We start from the raw sequence: 19,338 nt of genomic DNA, 5'->3' as shown, positions 1-19,338 counted from the left end.
GAAACAGGGCGGCAGAGCCCGCCAGGCACACCCGCTCACCAGCACGTAGACGATCGCGGCGAACAGGGTCTCATCAGGCGTGTCCTGCGTCCCGCCGCCCTGCGGACGCACCCTCGACGGCGGGATCAACGGCTTCGCGATCTCCCACAGCCCGTCTGGAACAATCCAACTCCACGTATCCCGCCCCATGAACAGCCCAACGAGCAATCTCCACATAGGACACGGTCTAATGTTCCGCGCCGGAGATCCGTCGGCAGAAGCGGGTGAGGGAGTCGAGGATCTCCGGCACAGGACATTAGCGCAGGTGCTGCTGAATCCGGGACCCATGCCTGTGCGGGGAGATGTTGACGTTGTTGTTGATGTCACCCACGGAGAAGTTGACCAGCCCACCGCAGGCGAGAAGACAGAAGCCGGGGGTCGGGCCGGGCGGATTCGGGGCGGCCGTGGCCTGGACGGTCGTGGTGTTGTTGGAGGCGTCGCACTCCGCGTTGCCGTTGTAGGCGGCGGTGATGGTGTGCGCGCCGACGGTGGTGAGTGTGACGGTGTCGACGGCCTGGCCGTTGGCGTTCACGGGCACGGTTTCGAGCTCGTCGGAGCCGTCGAAGAACGTCACGCCGAGACCGCCGGTGGGGTCAGCGGGACAGTCGACCGTCGCCAGCAGTTGCACCGCAGTGCCCACCTCGGCGGACTGCGGCGTGGCCGTCACCGTGGTGCTCGACGGTACGGCCCAGGCGGGCGAGGCCAGTCCCAGTACGGCGGCCAGCGCTGTGGCGACGACCAGCTTCCCTCTGTGCTGAGTGATCCTCACCGGTGCGGCTCCTTGTTCGGTCGCCGGGCCCGCAGGGCGCGGGCGCCGTGCGGTTTCACGCTATGGTGATTTCTTTTGCCTTCGAGGGAGGCGACACCCAGAAGTAACCTGGTTGGATCAGTGGCCCGGACCGGCCGTCAGGCAACTGAGTGGGAGTGGGACAAGGAAGCTGTATGAGGTGTTTCCGGCGCCCCTCTCTCTCCGGGATCCGGTGTCAGATGCCGGGCTCGACGACCCGGTTGTAGGTCAGCCCGGGGCTGACGCCGCCTGCCGTGGTGATGGTCACAGTGACCGGGCCTGCGGGTCCCGCGGGTGCGGTCGCCGTGATCTGTGTGCCCGACGCGACGGTGAATGAGACGGCCGTACCCCCGAAGGCGACGGCCAAAGCGGAGGCCAGGTTCGTGCCGGTGAGGGTGACCACGGTGCCTGCGGAGGTCGGACCGCTGCTGGGCACCAACGCCGTCAGGGTGGGCGTGGCGACATAGCTGAAGGCAACAGGGTTGCTCGTACCGCCCGGGGTGATCACTGTGATCGGTGAACTACCCGTTCCTGGCGGTGAAGTGGCCGTGATCTGTGTCGTCGACACCACGGCGAAGGAGGCGGCGTCGGTGGCGCCGAAGCGGACGGCACCGGCATTGAGCAGATTGATCCCGGTCAGTGTGACCACCAGGCCGCCGGCACTCGGGCCCTGGGCGGGGACGGCAGTGTTGAGGACAGGAGGCGCGGCGTAGAAGAAGAATGCGTCCGGGGCGCTGACGCCCCCTGGTGTCGTGACGGTCACCACTGCGGCCCCGGCATTTCCGGCGGGCGTCACGGCGGTGATCTGGGAGGCCGAGTTCACCGTGAACGACATCGCCGGGATCCCGGCGAAGGTGACCGCCGTGGCCCCGGTGAACCCCGTTCCCGTCAGAGTGACACTGGTGCCGCCCGACGCCGGACCGCTACTGGGTGCCACCACGGTGACCACCGGCACCTGCGCCACTACATAAGTGAACGTCACCGAGTTGCTGTTGCCCGTGGGATGGAGAACGGTCACCGCCGCCGCACCCGCGGCCCGGGGCGGGCTCACAGCCGTGATCTGAGTGGCAGAGTTGACGGTGAAGGAGGTGGCGTCGGTGCTGCCGAACCGTACGGCGGTGGCCCCTGTCATCCCCGTGCCGGTGAGAGTGACGGTGGTACCCCCGGTGGTGGGCCCTTGCGAGGGATTGATGGTACTGATCGTGGGCGGCATGAGGATGCTCCTATGGCAGCCTGGGCAGAACCCGGGAAATGCGGATACCGGTCAGGGCTGGGAGGGAACCGCATCTGGGGCATCGGCGGCTCGGGGCCGCCCGCCCACCGAGGAGCGATGGCCGGGCGGCGGAGAGGGCGAGAGCCACCACCCGGAAGCGGCGGCCAAGGCACGCTGCCGCCCGGTAAGGACCGAGCGGCAGCGTGGGTGAGTGTCAGATTCCGGGGGCCGCGACGTAGGTGAACGCGTCGGCGGCCGTGTCGGAGCCGGCCAGGTTGGTCACCACCACGTCGACCGCGCCGGCAGTGCCGGGCGGGGTCACCGCCGAGACCGTGGTGGAGCTCACCACGGAGAACGGTGCCGGATTGCCGTCGAAGGTGACCGACTCGGTGGTGCCGAGGTTGGTGCCGGTGATGGTCACACCCGTGCCGCCGGCAGTCGGCCCGGAGGCCGGCGCGACGGTGGTCACAGTGGGGACGTCCACGTAGGTGTAGGACAGACCGTTGTTCGTCCCGCCCGCGGTGGTCACGCTCACTCCGACGGGGCCCGCCGCCGCGCCCGCCGGCACGGCGACGGTGAGCTGGGTGTCGGAGACGACCGTCGGTGTGGCGGTGTTGGCACCGAAGGACACACCGGTGGCCGTCGCCAGCCCCACACCATTGATCGTGACCGTGTTTCCGCCCGCCAGGGGGCCGGAGGTCGGCGCGAGCGAGGACTTGAACGGGGCTCCGACGTAGAAGAACGAAACCGGGTTGCTCGTGCCGCCCGCGGTGGTCACGGTCACCCCGACCGCGCCGGTGCCCGAGGGCGATATGGCCGTGACCTGGGTCGGAGAAACGTTGGTGACGTTGGTGGCCGGCTTGGCGCCGAAGGTGACGGCGCTGGTGCCGGAGAGGTTCGTACCGGTGATGGTCACCAGCGTGCCGCCGCCGGTGGACCCCTGGTTCGGAGAGATGGGCATGGAGAGACTCCTCGCTGACAGGACAGATAGAGGACACAGCGGAACCGGGGGCCTCCGGGCCGACCTTCGCGGAAGATCCTTGCGGGAGGACGGGGCGGCTGAACGTGCCGGGTCGACGGAATTCCCTCGTAGGTACAAGCACAAAGGAAGAACCGGCAGACGCCGCCCTTTACCGTGTTCCCCGGTCATGGGATGGGCGGCCCACCGGTTCGCTGCTTCAATTACCGCATGACGGGAACTGCATGACAAGCCGTCAATCACAACACTCTGATGGCAAGGCGCGTCATGGCGAGCGCCTGTGTACCACCTGCGTACCACCGGCGTACACCACCGACCTCCGGCCTGGCGCACACAGCAAGCCGGCCGGTACCGCGCAAGCGGTACCGGCCGACGATCCAACCCCCCGGGGTGCCCATCGCGATCCCGGCGAACGTGCACCCTCCCCACGTGTGAAGGACGACACTCGCCCCGGCATCACGCGCCCCGAGCGGTATTGCTGCCCATTGGTTGGATGTCCTCAGTAACCCAACTTCCGGCATATGCCACAAGCTCCAGGCCGCCGCGTCACCCAATCGGAGTAATGCGGAGCCTGGTGACGTTGGGCGGAGATCAGGACAGCTCGTGCGCAGGGTCTCGGTATTGCAGAAGGTGACGATCGAGTGTGCGGATCATACGAGCTCCCTCGGTTCTGGGCAGTGTGAAGTGTGCATGGCCGCCGTCCACTGCATCCGGAGGACGGACCGGGCGCCCGTGAAGCTCAGGTGCTGCTGACGGAGGACCCGCTGTTGCACTGCAACCAGGTGCCCGAGGGCAAGGCGATCAAGAACGGCGTCCACCCGTGTTTGCGCCCCGATACCTCACGCGATCAGGAGGTGGGCCGACTGCTGGGTCTCGGTGCCACCTTTGCCACCGATCACCAGAACCCCGAGGGTCAGCCCGGCCGATTCACTTGGGGTGGGGGCGATGTCTGTACGGCAACGCGAACGTGCTTTCTGAACTGGGATAATGAACCTTGGCAAGGGGTTCTGTCGGCCCAGGCGGAAGGCACTTTCTGCGTGCAGGGCCTTGCAGTTGCCGAACGGGACGGCCACTCATCTGCGCTCGTACCCGAGAGCCGATCCGCCGGTCAGAGGCTGCCCGGACCGGTCGAGGAGGTGGCGTCGCACGGCATCAGCGGCCTCACGCTTCCGCTTGAGTGAGACTTTGTAGTAGCCGCGGGTGACCTGAACGTTCTCGTGGTCCATCAGCTCCATGAACGTGTCGAGCGGCACCCCTGCGTCGGCGTGGCGCTGACAGTAGGTGTGTCGGAAGGCATACGGGTAGGTCCGGTTGCGGTCGAACGGCAGGGGGCGTCCCGTCCTTACCGTGGATCTCGGAGTTGATGAGCGGGATGCTGTCGACCGACTGCCGGGTGGCCGCGCTCAAGATGGCCGGGCGCATGCCTCGCTTGCCGCCCTGCTTGGGAGGGAAGAGCGCTGGGCTCCCTTTCCTGTGGGATAGCCGAGTTCGTGCAGCCGTGCTCGCCGGCCGAGGACAGCCTGGACTTCTTCATCGGAGATCGGGAGTCGGCGTCCGAGGCGCTTGGCCTTGAAGTTGTTCCAGATCAGCTGCCAATCGTCGCCGTCTCGGTCCAGGCACTCGAACCACGCTCCGGCGATCTCTGCGGGCCTGCGGCCGGTGTTTTTCATCAGGATGCAGGCGGTGCGCGACATCAGGCACATACTCGCCCAGAACCCAGTCCTCACGCACCATCGAAAGCCCGTCAGCGACAACCGGCGCCTGGCCGCCAGCGCCTATATCTGGACCCGCTCACCGAAGGCGAGCCCGATTTCGTGCCCTGCCCGCCCCATACCGCCCCCGACCCAGCACTACGCGCCGCCTGGATCCGGGAGCGACGCAACGTGTTCCACTGGCTCCGCAACGCGGACCACCAGCCCAACTACGGCGCCCTCAAGCCGCTGCTTGAAGACCACGCGGAGCAGCTGACCAAGGCGATCGACCACTGTCCGTGACGGCGCGCACAATGCGTTCATGAGTCACGACTACAGGCCCGGTGACGTGCTGTTGCTGGAGTGCCCGTTCACTGAGACCGCCGTCACCGGGGTCACCCGTTACTACGTGTCCGTGCGGTGCCCGTGGCTGGAAGTGGACCCGCAGGCCGAGAACATCAGCTGGAACGGCCAAAGGGCGCTTCCAACGCCCGCGGCCCGCGAGTGGGAAATCTTCCGAACGGAACCGGCGGAGACCGCGCTGAAGCCGGGCGATACCTGCCTGGTGGGTATCCCTGCGACCGTGGTGCACGTCCAAGCGGTCCACCGCTTTGATCCGCCCCTGGTCACCGGCATGCTGCCCCGGCCCGCGTCCTACCTCGAGGTCCTGCAGCAGGGTGAGACCCGTGATCCGTCCCTTGAGGACCAGGGCTACACGATCGATCCGGCCGGCGGCGAACCAATACGCATCGAGTTGTTCTTCCGTCCGTACGCCTTCCTCGAACCGGGTGATGAGGTTGCTGACCGGAACGGGCGCGCCTGGCGTTTCGATGCGGCCCGGGACTGGCACCCCTTCGACGGTGAGCAGTCGGGCACTCCGACCTGGCCGCTGACGTTGCTCTTCCGAAATGGTGAGCCGACGCCGAAGGAAACCGAAGAGGTCGCCCGGGCAACAGCGGGCGGCAGCCACGCGGACGAACTGGAGCGGTGGAGCGGACTCACTCGCGCGCGACCAGCCGCCCAGCAGCAGTAGCCTCGCGGGACTCTGCTGGCTGCGCATCGTCAGGACGGTCGAGAGCTTGCTGCGTAGCGGTTCCAGCTTGGCCTTTACGGTGAAGCCCACCCCCACCACCTCGCCGACCTCACGAGCCATGACCGGGCCGGCGGCCTGCCGCACGAAGGAAATGATGCGCTGGCAGTCCCACGGAAACGAGTCCTCCTCCACGGCCGGCTCGCGGTGCGGGATCAGCATCACTGCCCGGCCGGCCACCTGCCCGGACACTGGTCCGGCGGAGGCGAGTTCCTCGGTGAGCTGCCCGGTCATCCGTTCAAGGACGCGTTCGGCGACTGCGAGTTCGTCCCGCTCAGCCCGCACTGCCGCCAGCCGTTTGGCCAGCTGTTCTTCGAGTTCGTCCAACTCCGCGCGCCGCGCGGTGATCCGTTCCAGCGAGATGTGATTCTGAATCAAGTCGCGCCGCGCGGGCTCACTCACTCAGGCTGGAGCCGGGTCAGGGGGATGACAAGGCTCGCACGTGGTCGGGTGAGAGGTGCAGCTCATATGGCAGGCAGCAGTCAGAGGAGAGGGTCGCGACCAGTGTCCCGCAGGCGCAGACCTGGTTCGGTCCCCCAGCGGGAGTCGCCCCGCAGCATGCCGCGGAGGCGTGCCGCGTCGTCAACCCACGGCAGTCATCCGGGTTCATGACGATATTGCCCTGTGGCCCCTGCGAGACCAGTGGCTGCCCGTCGACGTTGTAGTGAGCTCCGTGCCGTGGCATCACCGGGCCGGGTGCCTCGGCAACGACAAGAGGCGGGCCGTACGGTTCCGTCTCGATCGCGTAGCAGCCGGACGGCACAGTGGCCGGTGATGGCCCCATTTCCTCCGCTTCCCACCACGCGTAGTCGGGGGCCTCGGGCACGGCTGGCAGACGCTTCAGCGGCCCCGCCAGCGCAGCACAACAGGCAGCGCACGCGAACACGGTCATCTCCGGCACGGCCTGCTCGGCCATTGTGGCGTCAGGCACGGCGACCTGCTCGCTGCCCAGCTGATCACTGGCCCCATCCCGATGACGCTGATCTTCCATGGAGGAACCGTACTGAAACGCGCTGACTGCCCCGCCGCCGCCTCCGCCGAAACCAGACGGACGATCTACCACGCGGACTCACGCCTGCGACCAGCACGAGCACTCCGAGTACCGGTCACACCAGCCCTTTGACCCGCGATTTCAAGTTGGCGAAGGCTCACTGATTGCCATCGAAGATTGACCACTGCAGGGTTCATGCCATCGGACCTCGAGCTTCCAGGTCAGGCGGGTGCGAGCCCGTCACATCAGCCTCGCGCAGGTGGGCGCGGCGCTCATCCGGGTGTGTGGCTGTCGCGGTCGAAGGCGAGCCGGAACTCCGGGAAGCGTGCCCTCTTCGGATCCAGCAGGTCGATCAGCGTGACCAACTGCGTCTGCAGATCCTGAAGCCGAGTGATGGCCGGGGCGGTGTCCGCAGCGAGCCGGTCCACGTCCGCCAGCAGGACGGAGAACCACTCGGCGAAGCCGTTGTCGTGCTCCAGCTTCGCGCAGAACTCCGCGTAGCCCAGACAGCGACGCCGACCCGGCTCACCATCGGGATGGACCATCAGTTCGCCGATGGCCCGCTGCTGGGCGCGGAACAGGCGCAGCTCATTGCTCACCGTGTCGATCCTGGCCAGGCTCGCGCCGATCCGTGAGATCTGCAGCATGATCTGCGTGTTGACGCGACTCCGGCCGAGGTCGAGGAACTGGATGTCACGGCGCAGGATCTCCACCCAGCCCAGGTATTCGGCGAGCACGAAGACCGTGCTGCGCCGCACGAAGTCGGCCTCGCGATCGGTACCCCGTGTGAGGAAGGATGTCAGGAAGCCGCTGCCACGCGAGGAATCCAGGTCGACGACGTGGCCATGCAGGATGTTGTAGAGCCTGGTCTGCAGATCGAACGTGGCCCACGCCAGGGAGGCCCCGTACCGGTCCATGTAGTTGTGTTGCTCCCATGACCGCAGGCGGCGTTGCTGCCAATAGCTGAAGAGCGCGGCAACCGCCGCACTGCAAACGGCGACGATCGCCGAGAACAAGGACAACGATTCCATGCATCCCCCCGGTCGCAGTGTGATCAGGCGCCGCCAGGTTACGGGACAACCCTGTCCACCTTCGATGGCGCGATCCGCGCAGTCGTCAAACTTCAGTGTCAATCAGTCAAGGTTGGCTGTCACAGGACGGCGGGGCAGCTCGCGGAGGCGTACGCGGCCGTCTGCCCAGACCAAGCCTGGAGCGGCCGCGGTACCTGCCACTGGCTCAGCGGATGGCTCTCCTCCGGCGAGATGCCCGCCGGAGGGAGTGCCGGGCGACGGACCCGGCGGTGACGACGCCGTGGATCGCGGCGAGGGAGCGGACGACGTCCAGGAGCCGGTACGCCCGCGCGGCTGATACCGGCCCCCGCCTCCCCCACGCCAACCACCTCAAGTCCAGCTACGTCTGCACCATCCCGACCGCACCGCCTCACCAGAGCAGCAAACCGCAGCTGGACCGCGTCGCCGCCCTCTGCGGACGGTACACGGACATCCTGAAGATCACGCTGGCGGACGCCGACCCCGCACCTGCCGAGCCAACCCCTTCCAACCTCCGACTCCGGCAGCACCCGCCTTGGGCTACCACGGCTACAACGTCCTCGTGCCGATCAAGCAGAACGCGCTCAGGGACAAGGACAGACCGCGGCGGATCGCCGACATGTGGAAGATCCCGCTCTGGCTCCTCAAACGGGTTCTCTGCCCGAACTTCTCCGACCCACCCTCGCCGCGGAACATGATGACCGAACAGCTCAACGCCAAGCTCAGGGCCTACAGCGCGCACGACGTAACTCCTAACGAGTTGGTGCGTGATAGCGGGTGAGGCGTCGCTGCTGGCTGGTGGCATGATCCGGGTGTGGCGATCACGGTCAAGCGGTCGGTTCTCTCGCGTCGAGTGTTCACGGGGATCTCTCGGCGTCATCTCGCCTGCCTGGTCGCTGAGTTGGCCGAACCATGGCTGGCCGGTGTCGAAGGCCGCCGTAACGCGGCACGTGGCGGGTTCCGGCGGCGGGCAGCTGGTGCGGGCGCCCGGCATCAACTGGTGTTCATCGACCGGTTGACGGCGACCCTCATTCATCTGCGGCACGATCTGCCGCACGCTGTCCTCGGACTGCTCTACGGTGTGGACCGCTCTACCATCACCCGCGCGATCGGGGAGATACGCACCCTCCTTGCCGAGCGGGGGTGCGCGGTTCCCGACCGCCCTGGCCTGCGTCTTCGGACACTGACTGATGTCTTCGCCCATGCCCAGGCCGAGGGCGTCGAGCTGCGTCTGGACGCCACCGAGATCCAGGTCCGCCGGCCGCCTGCCGGCCGCGGCGGACGACGAGCGTTCGTCTCCGGCAAGAAGAGAATGCACACGATGAAGGCCACCGTCATCACCGACCAACAGGGCCGCACCTTATGGACCGATGCTCTGCGGCCTGGTCGGATGCATGATGCGACCGCCGCGCGCAACGAAGGCATCGGTATCTGCTTCCAGCACTTTCACGATGTCGAGGTTCTCCTGGACGACGGCAATCTCGGGCTCCGCCGCGATCACCCCGGCCGGGCCGTCACTCCTCCGAGGAAGGGCAACAAAATCAGCCCGCCCGAGGTCCTTGAAGCCCGTCAGCGAGCCCGCCACCGGCACTCCTCAAAACGCATCAGCGTCGAGCACGCCCTCGCCGAACACAAACGCTGGAAACAACTGATCCGCTGGACTCACCGACGCGAGACGCTCCCCGCCACCTACCAAGCCATCGCCGGCCTCGTCTCCGACCGAACTACTGCAGCCTGAAATCGGCCGCGACCAGGAGAAACACGCCTCACCCGCTATCACGCACCAACTCGTTACTGTAAGCTCGAGCTCGTCACCGAAGAGCAGCAGCATCCTGGTCAGCAGCAGGTACGCCTGCCCCCGCAGAAGACCCGGGACGGGTTGAACACCCCGACCGGCACCCCTTCCCCGTCGAGCAGCAGGATGCCGCCCGCCCAGCACGGATCGGCCACGCTCCAGCCCACCGAGGCCGTCAGTCCGTGCTCCCGGCTCAGATACGCGATGGCCCGCCGCACCACCGCGCCGCCGCCCCGCCTTCTCCCGCAGAGCCGCTGCGCCCGGCGCGCCTTCGGTGGCCTCCTCTGCCTTGACCGCCTTGTGCAGGGCCCGCGCACGGCTGGGCGCGTTGCCCAGCCGTGTTCAGGATCAGGGGTCAAGGCCCCGTCCAGATCACCCGGGTCTTGAATCGGCCCTGGGTCAGAGGCTGGTGGCTGCGTGGACCTGGTTGAGGTGGATGAGGATGTCGTAGGCCCGGATGATGGCGAGGGTGGGGAGCGGGTCGTTCTTGAAGGACGAGCCGGCCTCGTAGGTGGGGCGGGGGGTGTTCAGCCAGGTGCGGCCCGCGGCGGGCAGGGTGCGCAGGTCGAGGTAGTAGTCGCGGTGGTGCACCCGGTTGAGGGTGTACTCCTGCATGTCGGGGGTGGCCGCGGGGACGGTGACCTTGTTCCAGGGGCTGCCGAGGGTGGTCGCGGTGAGGAACGAGCCGCGGCCGAAGGTGAAGCCGATGGCGGCGTAGTCCCGGCCGAGGGCCTCGCGCAGGAAGGCGCCCTGGGTCGTGGGGTACATCACCGGGTCGGTGGCGAGGTAGCCCACGTGGCCGTTGTGCGCCGAGAGCAGCATCTTGTCGCCGGTGCGGCGGTGCCACCAGGCGGTGTTGTCGGCCATGACCCGGTCGCGAAGGTGCTCCGCGGCGGACACCGATGCCGGGTCGGACAGGTCGAGCGAGGTGAATGCGAAGGTCTGGGCGATGCTGCGGGCATGCTGCTCGGCCCATTCGTAGGCGTCGCCGCCGGCCCCCTTGTGCGCGGTGACCAGGTCGAAGGCCTGCTGGGCGGTGGTGGCGTCGAGGCGACGTTCCGCGACGGGCTTGCGCAGATAGGCGAAGACGTCGTCGAGGGGGCGCAGGCCCGCGTACAACTCCTCAAGGCGTGCGACGTCCTGGGGGCGGCTCGTACGGACGTACGAGAGCACCCGGTCGAAGACAGCGTCCCCGAGCTTGGGCGCCCCGATGTCGTTACCCATGAAGTGGACCTTCCGGCCGGGGTGGCGGTCGTTGTAGCGCCGCATCCAGGCAATGAGGCTGACAAACTCCTCGCGCTCCCAGGGCGATCCGGTCAGCGTCTCCTTGGCGATCCGCCGGGCGTCGCCGGGGCCGCCCTGCAGGTACTCGTCGATCCGCAGGCCCGCCGTCCAGCTCATCTCCAGGGCGAAGGTGGTGAAGCCCTTCTCCTCGACGAGGTGGCTGAAGACGCGTTGCTTCATGGCGAAGAACTCGTGCGAGCCGTGGGTGGCCTCGCCCAGTCCGACCACCTTGGCGTCGCCGATCATGGCGTCCAGCGCCCGTAGGTCGGTGGTGTTGCCGCCGGGTTCCGTCGAGCGCAGGGGCTGGGCGGCGCGCTCCAGTGCGCGGAGCGCGTCGGCCTGCCGGCCTTTCGTCCCCGTAGGGGCGGGTGCGGTGGTCGCGGCGGAGGCCGTGGGGGCCAGCAGGGCCGTGGCCGCGAGTCCGGCCGTCGCGGCGAGCAGCCTCCGTCGGCCGATCGCCTGGTGGTGCGCGGTCATGCTTGACTCCTCGGCTCGTTCTTGTTTCCTGGGCGGTGAAACGATCATGGCCTGGGGTGGGAGCGGACCGCGCTGGGGGCTTCCTCCGGGTTCTACCGGGGGATATCCCCCTTTGCCACCAGTGAGGGCTATCTGGCTGGAGCGTTTCGGGAGCTGCGGGCGCACAGGCGGGCAGGGGCGGGGCGATGTCCCCGCGAGCAGTTGGGACGCTCGGTCGGCGGCGGCCTCCGGGTAGACCTCATCGGCCAGCGGGCCTTGATCTGGTCGCCGTTCCGCTCGGCGACCCCGACTTTGAATCAGCCCTGCCACATGAGGTGTCGCCTCGGCCGACGGGAACCGCATGCCGGTGATCGCCCAGCTGGTGGCGGCCGACGACGACACTGTGCGCGACGTCATTCACCGCTTCAACGAGATCGGTCTGGACTGTCTGGACCCTCAGTGGGCGGGAGGCCGTCCCCGCCAACTCAATTCTGAGGACGAGGACTTCCTCGTTCTGACGGCCACCACCCGCCCGGCCAAGCTTGCTCAGCCCTTCACCCGCTGGTCGATCCGCAAGCTCGCCGCGTACCTCAACAGAGTCCACGGGCGGGTGATCCGCATCGGTCGCCAGGCCCTGCGCTGCCTGCTCGCCCGACGCGGCGTCACCTTCCAACGGACCAAGACCTGGAAGGTGTCCACCGATCCTGACCGCGATGCCAAGCTGGACCGGATCGAGCACGTCGTGGACCATTTCCCTGACCGCGTCTTCGCGTTCGACGAATTCGGGCCACTCGGCATACGTCCGACCGGCGGATCCTGCTGGGCCGAGCAGGGCCGGCCTGACCGGATCCCGGCGACCTACCACCGCACCCACGGCGTGACCTACTTCCACGGCTGCTACTCCATCGGAGACGACACCCTCTGGGGTGTCAACCGCCGCCGCAAGAGCGCCGCCACCAGCCTGGCCGCGCTCAGGTCCATCCGTGCCGCCCGCCCCGACGGCGCCCCGATCCACGTGATCACGGACAACCTCTCCGCCCACAAGGGCGCCAAGATCCGCCGGTGGGCGAGGAAGAACAACGTCGAGCTGTGCTTCACCCCGACGAACGCCTCCTGGGCCAATCCGATCGAGGCGCGCTTCGGGCCGCTGCGGCAGTGCACCCTGGCGAACTCGAACCACCCCGACCACACCGTTCAGACCCGCGAGCTCCGCCGCCGTCCGCGCTGGCGCAATGCCAATGCCCGCCACCCCGACCTCCTGGCCGCCCAACCCCGCGAACGAGCCCGCATCCGCAGCGAGAAGGACCTCCGCCGAGGCGGCCGACCGTTGGCAGCGGCCTGAGGCCTCCCGCCATGAAGGCCTACTCGGCCATCTCCTCGGGAGAAAGCCGAGTGATTCCCTTTCCCGCTTCGGTCTCGACCAGGGTCAACGCGCCAATCCAGTTCCCGTCTTCGGGATACTCCCAGTTGGCCGCGTCTTCGAGAATCACCGGAAGCTGATCACGAGGCACCAGCTCGCCCGGCTGGAAGCCGTTCTCCCCTGAGGGGGAGGTCCACGGCGCGAGTCGGCGGGCCTCGATCCACCCACGATCGATGAGAGCGAGCAAGATTCCCGCCAGCTCGTCGACCGGTCGGGACTGGTCGGCTTCGTCGAGATCGCCCCAGACACCAGGCAAGATGTCGATCTCATAAGAATTGACCATGAAGGCTTCTTCAGACTTGGTCAATGTGTCCCACTCTTGCTTGCTCACTCAGCAATCCTCGCAGAGCCGGGGGCACGACAGTCTGCTACACCACCGACCAGGCCATCCCAACTCGGAGCTCACCCTGACCGCCCGGACCCGGTGAACCTTCGCGGTCACAGCACTAGATGCTGGTAGCGGCTCGTCCCCACCAGCACCGCCCTCGACGCCCCGGGTCGGGCAGCACGCCCACCGGCTCGCGTCCTCATCACCGTCGGCGTCCAGAGCCCGGACCACCGGCTCGACCTCCTCGTCGGAACCGCCGGTGAGGATATGGACCGTGTAGACCGTGTCCCCACGGTGAATTTCCAACCGCGTCTGTTGCGGTCGGCTCTTCCGCCACGCGACCAGGACGGGCACAAACGACGCCGCGCTCCATCCGTTCCTCGTCACCAGCTCAGGTACATCCATCGCCGCGCCCGTCTCCCCTGGCCGCAGCTCACTCCCCCGCACTCCGACCGTGGCAGATCTGCGTACCTCAGGGTCCGACCGCAGCCACCCGTGCAACGACCGCAACTCCCCCGCGGACACGACCCGCGCCTCCAACCGCGCCCGGACCTCCCCGCTTCCCGTGCACCCTCCGGGTAACGATGCGCAGCCATTCTCCGCCGCACAGAAGTGGACTACGGGCGCGCGCCGGTAGCCAGGCGATGAGCTCTGCCTTGACTTCACCGGGCCCTTGGTCCGGGCGGCGGGGACGGGGCCTCGTTCCGCAATGTTCGTCGCCTGCAGCTGTCACCGGCTCTCAGGTCGCGTAGCGTGGAGAACCGCTCCGGGGAGCCCGTCGGGAAACCGGCAGGAGAGACTGCCGGTGCCGCGCGCCGCCGGTGGAAGCGACCACAGTCAGGACGCGGCCACGCGCGCCGCCTCCAGCTCGGCCACCAGCCGCACGACCCGCCTGTTCCGGGACCGGCCAAAGCTGTGGCCCCCCAGCATCAGCAGTTGGTCCGTCCCGCCGGAAGCCAGCACCAGCTCCGGGACGTCCGACGAGTAGACCGTGCTCTTCAGGACGGCCACCCGCACCTCCAGGACATCCGCCCACGCATGGGAGCGCGCATTGAGCAACCCGGAGTACCTCACCCCATCCGGCCCGTAGGAGACGCTGAACACCGGCGCGCGGAACGTCAGCACCACACCCGGTACGCCCAGGATCATGATCGGGATCAGACTGACCACGTGGCGCATGCCCGCCGTCATCACCACGGCGATCAGCAGGCACACAGTGCCCATCAGGAAGTAGCCGATCGCCCAGGGAGGGCGCCTCTTTCGCATGTCCACCCCCAGCTCCTCGGCGCGCGGCGCCGTCCTGAGTCTGGGGGTGCCGCCACCGCCCGTGGACAAGTATACGAACGGTGGCCGTGCCGCCTCGGGCAGAACAGCGGCTTCACGGTCGGGCGGTGGCGACGACGGTTCTGTGGTGCGGCGGAGGTCCAGCAACATGGAGTGGAAGAGCGGTGCGTTCGGGAGGGTCGGGCGTAGGTCGCCCAGTGTCTGCCAGCCCCGTGATTCGTACAGTGCCCGGACCTTGGGGTGGTCCTGGAGGGCCAGGAGCGTGGCGCGTTGCTCGGGCCGGGTCGCGAGCAGTCCGGCCTGCAAGGAGCCTTTGCAGGTGGTCGAGCGCTTCCAGGGTCATGGCGTCCGCGGCATCGAAGTGATCCGGACCGGTATCGCGGTGCGCCTGTGCAGCCAGCCACGCGGCGATGCCGATGGCGTGTGGGTCCTCGGACTCCTGTGCCGCGACCATGCCGCGCTCGGCGACGCGCCAGAGCAGTGCACTGTCGGGTTGGTATGCCACGAAGAACTGGCTGAGGCTGTAGACCTCGGACAAGTTGGCCTGAGCGGCGCGCCGGTCAACCGCTGAGTCCGGTCGCCGCACAGCCAGTTGGGCATCGCGGACCAGTCCGGGCAGCAGCTCGCCGATGACCTCGCGGTGGTTCGCCGCTTGGTGCCGGGCCGTCCATGCCTTCGCGAGTCTGGCCGCCAGGTGTTCAGTTGAGGGTGCTTGTCGATCCGTTCCCGAGGTCAAGGCGTTGACCGCGTCCCGGACGGCCGGCAGGCGCGAGTGGCCTGGCCCGATGAAGAGGTCTATCGAGGGGCTCTGGTCGCCGGTCAGGTCGGAAAGGTTCCGGACCCACAGTAGTTCGGCAATACGTAGGACGATTGGGAGTTTGGGCATGCCGATCTTCCCTCGCTCCACCTGTTTCACCCAGGAGGGCGACATGCCCAGCAGGCCGGCCACGACAGGCCGGGACATCCCGCGTTTCGTGCGGAGGATCTGCATGCGGTAACCGAATCCCAGCGGGTCGGCGTACGGGTCCGGGGTAGCATCATCTGCATGGCCTTGCCCCTCTCTGTACAGCTCGTCACTGTCAGAAGATGAGGCAAGGCCCTTTATTGTGGGGCCCGTTACCTGACCCCAGACGCACGGTGCTACCTGTCGATCAGTGGTGAGGGCCTAGAACCCACCGAGTGTGCGGGGGCTTCCGCGGTCTTCATCCGGCGCAGCCCACCGGGGCGGCGAGCCGGTAGCGTCCGGACTCACGGGCCAGGAGTCCGTCATCGACGAGGGCGCGCCGCAGCGAGACGGCGTCCAGTGCGCCGCCCTCGCACCATGGCTGCAGGCGGTCGGTCACCGTCCGCTCGTCGTAGTCGTCGCCGGCGGCGAAGGTGCTCCCGGCGACGTGCCCGAGGACCGCGCGACGGGCGTCGGCGTCCTGCTCCGGCACGTTGACCAGGATGCCGCCGCGGATGTGGCCGCGCAGTTGTGGGTCGGGCTGGTCGGCCGCCGTCTCCTCCGCCACACGCCGGGAGGCGGTCTCCGCGGCCGCGGCGAGGGCGTCGTCGTCCAGGGCCAGCGAGCCGCGCCCTTGGACGAGCAGTCCGCTGCGGACGAGCCGCCCGATGGCCGGGGCGGCCTGCGGTGCGCCGAGCCCCGAGACGGAGAGGATCTCCGCGGAGGTCGACGCGCCGAGGGCGGCCGCCGAGAAGACCCGGCGCAGCACCGGATCGGCCAGATCGATGGCGAGTTGTTCGGGTGTCATGAGAGGGAACGCGTCCTTTCTGAAGCCTGCCCGGCCCATGTGCCCGGCAGGGGCCTGTTCCGTCAGGGGCTCAGCGGCCCTTCCGCTTGACCTTGACCTTGATCTTGATCTTGGACAGGTCGGTGGAGACCGACCGGAGGTCGCGGTACTCGCCCCCGAGTTTGCGGATGGCGGCCGCGGCCAGTTCCTCGGCCTGGACCAGCACGAGTTCCTCGGTGTCCTCCTCGGTCGCCGGGATGAGGACGCGGAAGGTGAAGGTGAGCAGGGCCGGCTCGTAGGTGACGGTGCCCTCCTCGGTGAACCGGGCCTTGAACAGGTCGTGTTCGCCCGCCTGGGCGATCAGGGACGCACGCTGTTCATCCGTGAGGTCGGCGAACTTGCCGTGTGTGATGACCTGGTAGGTCGTACCGCTCATAACTGTGCTTCTCCAGGTGTGGATTCGTTCATCGGCCTGCGTTCCGCAGGCGTGCGCGGTGGAGTTGACCGTATGTCAGCCGGGGACAGGTCAGCAGGTCAGCCCGGCGGCCGGGGTCGAGCACCCCCTTCGGCCGCCGAGGCTCACTTCTGCTCCGGCCGGTGCATCCGGTGCGGCAGGAGGAACAGCAGGCCGGTGACGAGCACTAGGCCGCCGGCCGCCCAGTACAGAGCCTCGCTGTAGGTGGCGATGAAGGTCTTGGAGCGGATCTCGCCGAGGGTGGTCTCGATCGTCTTGACGTCGGCGCCGGAGTCCTGACTGGTGCCTGGGGCGCTCGCGCGCAGCATGGTGCAGCTCTCCGGCACATTGGTCGGGTCGGCCTGGCCGAGCGAGTCGGTCGCGCAGCTGCGGATCGCCCCGGCCTGGGCAGGTGCCACCGCCTGGACGGTCGGGATGACCTTGTCGGCTTGCGGGCCCGCGTTGCTCGCCAGGGCGGAGAAGAAGACACCGCCGATGATCGCCACCCCGAGGGCCGCGCCGAGCTGACCGGTCGCGTTGATGATGCCGGACGCTGCGCCCGCCTCCTGCGGCTTGACTTCGCGCAGGATCAGACCGGTCAGCGGGGCCATCAGCAGACCCATGCCGGAGCCGAGCAGGAGCATGGACGGGACGGCGTGCCAGGAGGTGATGTCGCTCCCGGCGTGGTTTGCGACCCAGGCGTAGGAGGCGATGCCGAGCATCATCATCAGGGCGCCCGCCACCAGGGTGTACCGCCCGTATCTGGGGAAGAGCGTGCGCACCGCGATTGTGCCGACGATCGGGACCCCGAGCGAGAACGGTATCGCGGTCAGACCGGTGTGCAGCGCCGACCAGCCCAGGCCGCCCTGGAGGTAGAGCGTCCAGCTGAGAAAGAAGCCCGCCGGGACGGCGCTGAAGAGCATCTGTGCCGCGACGCCTGCGCCGAACGCGCGGACCTGGAACAGGGAGAGGATCACCAGCGGGGATCCGTCTTTGCGGGTCTTGTACCGCTCGTAGAAGACGAAGCCCACGATGACGGGCGCGGCGCCGAACAGGCAGGTGATGCTCCAGGCGGGCCAGTCGAGTTCACGGCCGAGCATGAGCGGCAGCATCAGCAGGAGCAGCCCGACGATCGCGAGCAGCATGCCGATCAGGTCCAGCCGCATCGCGTGCGGGGACTTCGACTCCTTCATCCACTTCGAGGCCCCGAGCAGGGCGGCCGCGCCGACCGGCAGGTTGACCACGAAGATGCTCCGCCAGCCGAGGTCGAGCGGGCTCCAGTCGACCAGGGCGCCGCCGAGGATGGGGGCGGCGACGATGGCCAGACCGATCATGCCCGCGTACAGACTGACGACGCGTCCGATCTCCTGCGGGGCGAACGTGACGTGGATGATCGCCAGGACCTGCGGGACCATGATCGCGGCGGCCACCCCCTGAAGGATGCGGGAGGCGACCAGCATCTCGGAGTTCTGCGCGGCCGCGCACAGGGCGGAGGCCACGACGAACCCGGCGACACCGGTCATGAACATCCGCTTGCGGCCGAAGATGTCGCCGAGCCTGCCACCGGTGATCAGGATGGCCGCGAAGGAGAGTGTGTAGCCGGCGGTCACCGCCTGGACGACGACGGGCGACGCACCGAGGTCGCCCTGGATGGCCGGGATCGCCACGGTCACGATGTTGACGTCCAGCAGGTCCATGAAGGTGGCGACCAGCAGAACGGCCAGCGCGAGCCACCGCTTCGGGTCCGGCGCGGGGGCGTCGGAGGCGACAGGCGGTCCGGCGGTCGGCTGCTTCGCCTGCCCTGCCTTGCTGCTCATGGATTCTTCTCCGGCTTCTCGATCGATGGAGTCCGACCCTTGGTGGTCGGACGTCCGGGGGACGGGCGGGAGGCTTCCTCGGCGGGCGCGGGGTTCCGGGAGAGCGCGCTCCACGAGCGCATCAGCAGCTCCATGGCGTTCGCGACGGTGTCGATGTCGCTGTCCTCGGGGGAGAGCACACGCTGGATGGACAGGCCGTCGCCCAGCGAGTACATGACGAGGGCCAGGAACTCGACCGGGGCGGGGGGAGCCACCGAGCGGGCGGCGAAGCCCTGCTCCAGCGCCTGGGCGAGCGCGGCGCGCGAACGTCGCTCGCGGTCCGCGAGCACCGGCAGCAGCTCCGGGTCGCGCAGGCCGTAGAGCCAGAGCTCGGTGCGCAGGGCGAGCCAGCTGCCGAGGGTCTCGTCGCGTTGGCGGTACCAGGACCTCAGGTGCTCCATCAGGCTGTCGAACGACCCGGCGTCGAGGCTGAGCTTCTGCATCTCCTCCAGCTCACGCTGGGTGTGCTGGTCCAGCAGGGCCAGGACGAGCTCGTGCTTGCCCTCGAAGTTGCCGTAGAACGCGCCGCGGGTGTAGCCGGCGTGCTCGACGATCTGCTCGACCGAGGTGCCGTTGACGCCGTGTTCGGCAAAGAGTTCGGCCGCGGCGTGCAGCAGCTGCTCGCGGGTGAGTTCCCGGCTCTGCTGCCGGGTGAGTCGCCTGGTGATGGTGATCGCCTCCTGATGCGTCGTCGGATACGAGACTGTATCCAAATACAGGCCTGTATCTGAAATGGGTTTCCGTACGACGTCGGGCTGCCGCCTGCTCCCAACGAAGGCGCGGCAGCCCGAGGACGACCGGCGGGACGAATCCCGACCGAGGTCAGCGCACGTAGCGGCGCATCAGTCGGCCCAGTTCCGCGGCCGGGTCGGCGACGATCCCGCCGTGAACC

Annotated in this window: 21 protein-coding genes and 2 pseudogenes; 5 read left to right on the top strand and 18 right to left on the bottom strand. The window is 68.1% G+C overall.

Annotated features, from left to right (window positions below; all coding sequences use genetic code 11):
• The 4 genes from AB0D53_RS39660 to AB0D53_RS39645 all read right to left on the bottom strand — a co-directional run.
• Positions 1–189: transposase (locus AB0D53_RS39660; protein ID WP_362454225.1), on the bottom strand; the 189-nt coding region annotated here is incomplete at its 3' end.
• 106 nt (positions 190–295) lie between these two features.
• Positions 296–808, bottom strand: coding sequence for an Ig-like domain-containing protein (locus AB0D53_RS39655; RefSeq protein WP_362454221.1), 513 nt, complete (start codon positions 806–808; stop codon positions 296–298).
• 214 nt (positions 809–1,022) lie between these two features.
• Positions 1,023–2,039, bottom strand: a complete 1,017-nt coding sequence (locus AB0D53_RS39650; protein ID WP_362454220.1) for an IPT/TIG domain-containing protein — start codon at positions 2,037–2,039, stop codon at positions 1,023–1,025.
• 214 nt (positions 2,040–2,253) lie between these two features.
• Positions 2,254–3,000 carry an IPT/TIG domain-containing protein gene (locus AB0D53_RS39645; RefSeq protein WP_362454219.1) on the bottom strand — a complete coding sequence of 249 codons (747 nt, stop codon included), beginning with the start codon at positions 2,998–3,000 and terminating at the stop codon, positions 2,254–2,256.
• A 639-nt stretch (positions 3,001–3,639) separates the two neighbouring features.
• On the opposite strand from AB0D53_RS39645, the pseudogene AB0D53_RS39640 reads away from it, so the two are divergent.
• Positions 3,640–3,932, top strand: a pseudogene (locus AB0D53_RS39640) (VOC family protein); the annotation flags it as partial.
• A gap of 159 nt (positions 3,933–4,091) precedes the next feature.
• On the opposite strand, the gene AB0D53_RS39635 reads toward AB0D53_RS39640, so the two are convergent.
• Together AB0D53_RS39635 and AB0D53_RS39630 are read right to left on the bottom strand one after the other, a co-directional pair.
• A complete protein-coding gene (locus AB0D53_RS39635) occupies positions 4,092–4,346 on the bottom strand; it encodes a tyrosine-type recombinase/integrase (RefSeq protein ID WP_362454224.1) in 255 nt (84 codons plus the stop codon).
• A 75-nt stretch (positions 4,347–4,421) separates the two neighbouring features.
• Complete coding sequence (locus tag AB0D53_RS39630; protein ID WP_362454218.1) at positions 4,422–4,712, bottom strand: hypothetical protein; 291 nt, start codon at positions 4,710–4,712, stop codon at positions 4,422–4,424.
• 346 nt (positions 4,713–5,058) lie between these two features.
• Between AB0D53_RS39630 and AB0D53_RS39625 the strand changes: the two genes are divergently transcribed.
• Positions 5,059–5,742 carry a hypothetical protein gene (locus tag AB0D53_RS39625; protein ID WP_362454217.1) on the top strand — a complete coding sequence of 228 codons (684 nt, stop codon included), beginning with the start codon at positions 5,059–5,061 and terminating at the stop codon, positions 5,740–5,742.
• Positions 5,743–6,217: 475 nt separating this feature from the next.
• Here the strand turns inward: AB0D53_RS39625 and AB0D53_RS39620 are convergent, their stop codons facing one another.
• Together AB0D53_RS39620 and AB0D53_RS39615 are read right to left on the bottom strand one after the other, a co-directional pair.
• Positions 6,218–6,790 carry a hypothetical protein gene (locus AB0D53_RS39620; protein ID WP_362454216.1) on the bottom strand — a complete coding sequence of 191 codons (573 nt, stop codon included), beginning with the start codon at positions 6,788–6,790 and terminating at the stop codon, positions 6,218–6,220.
• A 272-nt stretch (positions 6,791–7,062) separates the two neighbouring features.
• On the bottom strand, positions 7,063–7,923 hold the full coding sequence (locus tag AB0D53_RS39615) for a hypothetical protein (protein ID WP_362454215.1): 861 nt from the start codon (positions 7,921–7,923) through the stop codon (positions 7,063–7,065).
• Positions 7,924–8,401: 478 nt separating this feature from the next.
• On the opposite strand from AB0D53_RS39615, the gene AB0D53_RS39610 reads away from it, so the two are divergent.
• Complete coding sequence (locus tag AB0D53_RS39610) at positions 8,402–8,620, top strand: hypothetical protein (protein WP_362454214.1); 219 nt, start codon at positions 8,402–8,404, stop codon at positions 8,618–8,620.
• A 33-nt stretch (positions 8,621–8,653) separates the two neighbouring features.
• Positions 8,654–9,577 (top strand): transposase family protein, encoded by a 924-nt coding sequence (locus tag AB0D53_RS39605; RefSeq protein ID WP_362454213.1) that lies wholly within the window; start codon positions 8,654–8,656, stop codon positions 9,575–9,577.
• Positions 9,578–9,675: 98 nt separating this feature from the next.
• Here the strand turns inward: AB0D53_RS39605 and AB0D53_RS39600 are convergent, their stop codons facing one another.
• Positions 9,676–9,855 carry a hypothetical protein gene (locus AB0D53_RS39600; protein WP_362454212.1) on the bottom strand — a complete coding sequence of 60 codons (180 nt, stop codon included), beginning with the start codon at positions 9,853–9,855 and terminating at the stop codon, positions 9,676–9,678.
• Between the two features lie 178 nt (positions 9,856–10,033).
• Complete coding sequence (locus AB0D53_RS39595; protein ID WP_362454211.1) at positions 10,034–11,395, bottom strand: erythromycin esterase family protein; 1,362 nt, start codon at positions 11,393–11,395, stop codon at positions 10,034–10,036.
• 340 nt (positions 11,396–11,735) lie between these two features.
• Here AB0D53_RS39595 and AB0D53_RS39590 point away from each other — a divergent pair, with 340 nt between their 5' ends.
• Positions 11,736–12,716, top strand: coding sequence for an IS630 family transposase (locus tag AB0D53_RS39590; protein WP_362454210.1), 981 nt, complete (start codon positions 11,736–11,738; stop codon positions 12,714–12,716).
• Between the two features lie 19 nt (positions 12,717–12,735).
• On the opposite strand, the gene AB0D53_RS39585 is transcribed toward AB0D53_RS39590, so the two are convergent.
• The 8 genes and pseudogenes from AB0D53_RS39585 to AB0D53_RS39550 all read right to left on the bottom strand — a co-directional run bounded on the left by AB0D53_RS39585 (position 12,736) and on the right by AB0D53_RS39550 (position 19,159).
• Positions 12,736–13,125: a hypothetical protein gene (locus tag AB0D53_RS39585; protein WP_362454209.1), complete on the bottom strand. Its 390-nt coding sequence runs from the start codon at positions 13,123–13,125 to the stop codon at positions 12,736–12,738.
• Positions 13,126–13,647, bottom strand: coding sequence for a hypothetical protein (locus AB0D53_RS39580; protein ID WP_362454208.1), 522 nt, complete (start codon positions 13,645–13,647; stop codon positions 13,126–13,128).
• 312 nt (positions 13,648–13,959) lie between these two features.
• Positions 13,960–14,556 carry a hypothetical protein gene (locus AB0D53_RS39575; protein ID WP_362454226.1) on the bottom strand — a complete coding sequence of 199 codons (597 nt, stop codon included), beginning with the start codon at positions 14,554–14,556 and terminating at the stop codon, positions 13,960–13,962.
• A gap of 163 nt (positions 14,557–14,719) precedes the next feature.
• Positions 14,720–15,397 (bottom strand): annotated as a pseudogene (locus tag AB0D53_RS39570) (helix-turn-helix transcriptional regulator); the annotation flags it as partial.
• Between the two features lie 211 nt (positions 15,398–15,608).
• Complete coding sequence (locus AB0D53_RS39565) at positions 15,609–16,157, bottom strand: DUF2087 domain-containing protein (RefSeq protein WP_362454207.1); 549 nt, start codon at positions 16,155–16,157, stop codon at positions 15,609–15,611.
• Positions 16,158–16,227: 70 nt separating this feature from the next.
• Complete coding sequence (locus AB0D53_RS39560; RefSeq protein ID WP_362454206.1) at positions 16,228–16,572, bottom strand: DUF6204 family protein; 345 nt, start codon at positions 16,570–16,572, stop codon at positions 16,228–16,230.
• Positions 16,573–16,715: 143 nt separating this feature from the next.
• The gene (locus AB0D53_RS39555) at positions 16,716–18,407 is read right to left on the bottom strand and encodes an MFS transporter (protein WP_362454205.1); all 1,692 of its coding nucleotides are present in this window, start codon (positions 18,405–18,407) and stop codon (positions 16,716–16,718) included.
• Positions 18,404–19,159 (bottom strand): TetR/AcrR family transcriptional regulator, encoded by a 756-nt coding sequence (locus AB0D53_RS39550; RefSeq protein ID WP_362454204.1) that lies wholly within the window; start codon positions 19,157–19,159, stop codon positions 18,404–18,406. Before AB0D53_RS39550 ends, AB0D53_RS39555 begins: the two co-directional genes overlap by 4 nt.
• Positions 19,160–19,338: the final 179 nt, after the last annotated feature.

This window comes from Streptomyces sp. NPDC048295, assembly GCF_040652135.1.
GTDB lineage: Bacteria > Actinomycetota > Actinomycetes > Streptomycetales > Streptomycetaceae > Streptomyces.
This window is presented reverse-complemented; position numbering and strand designations above follow the sequence as displayed.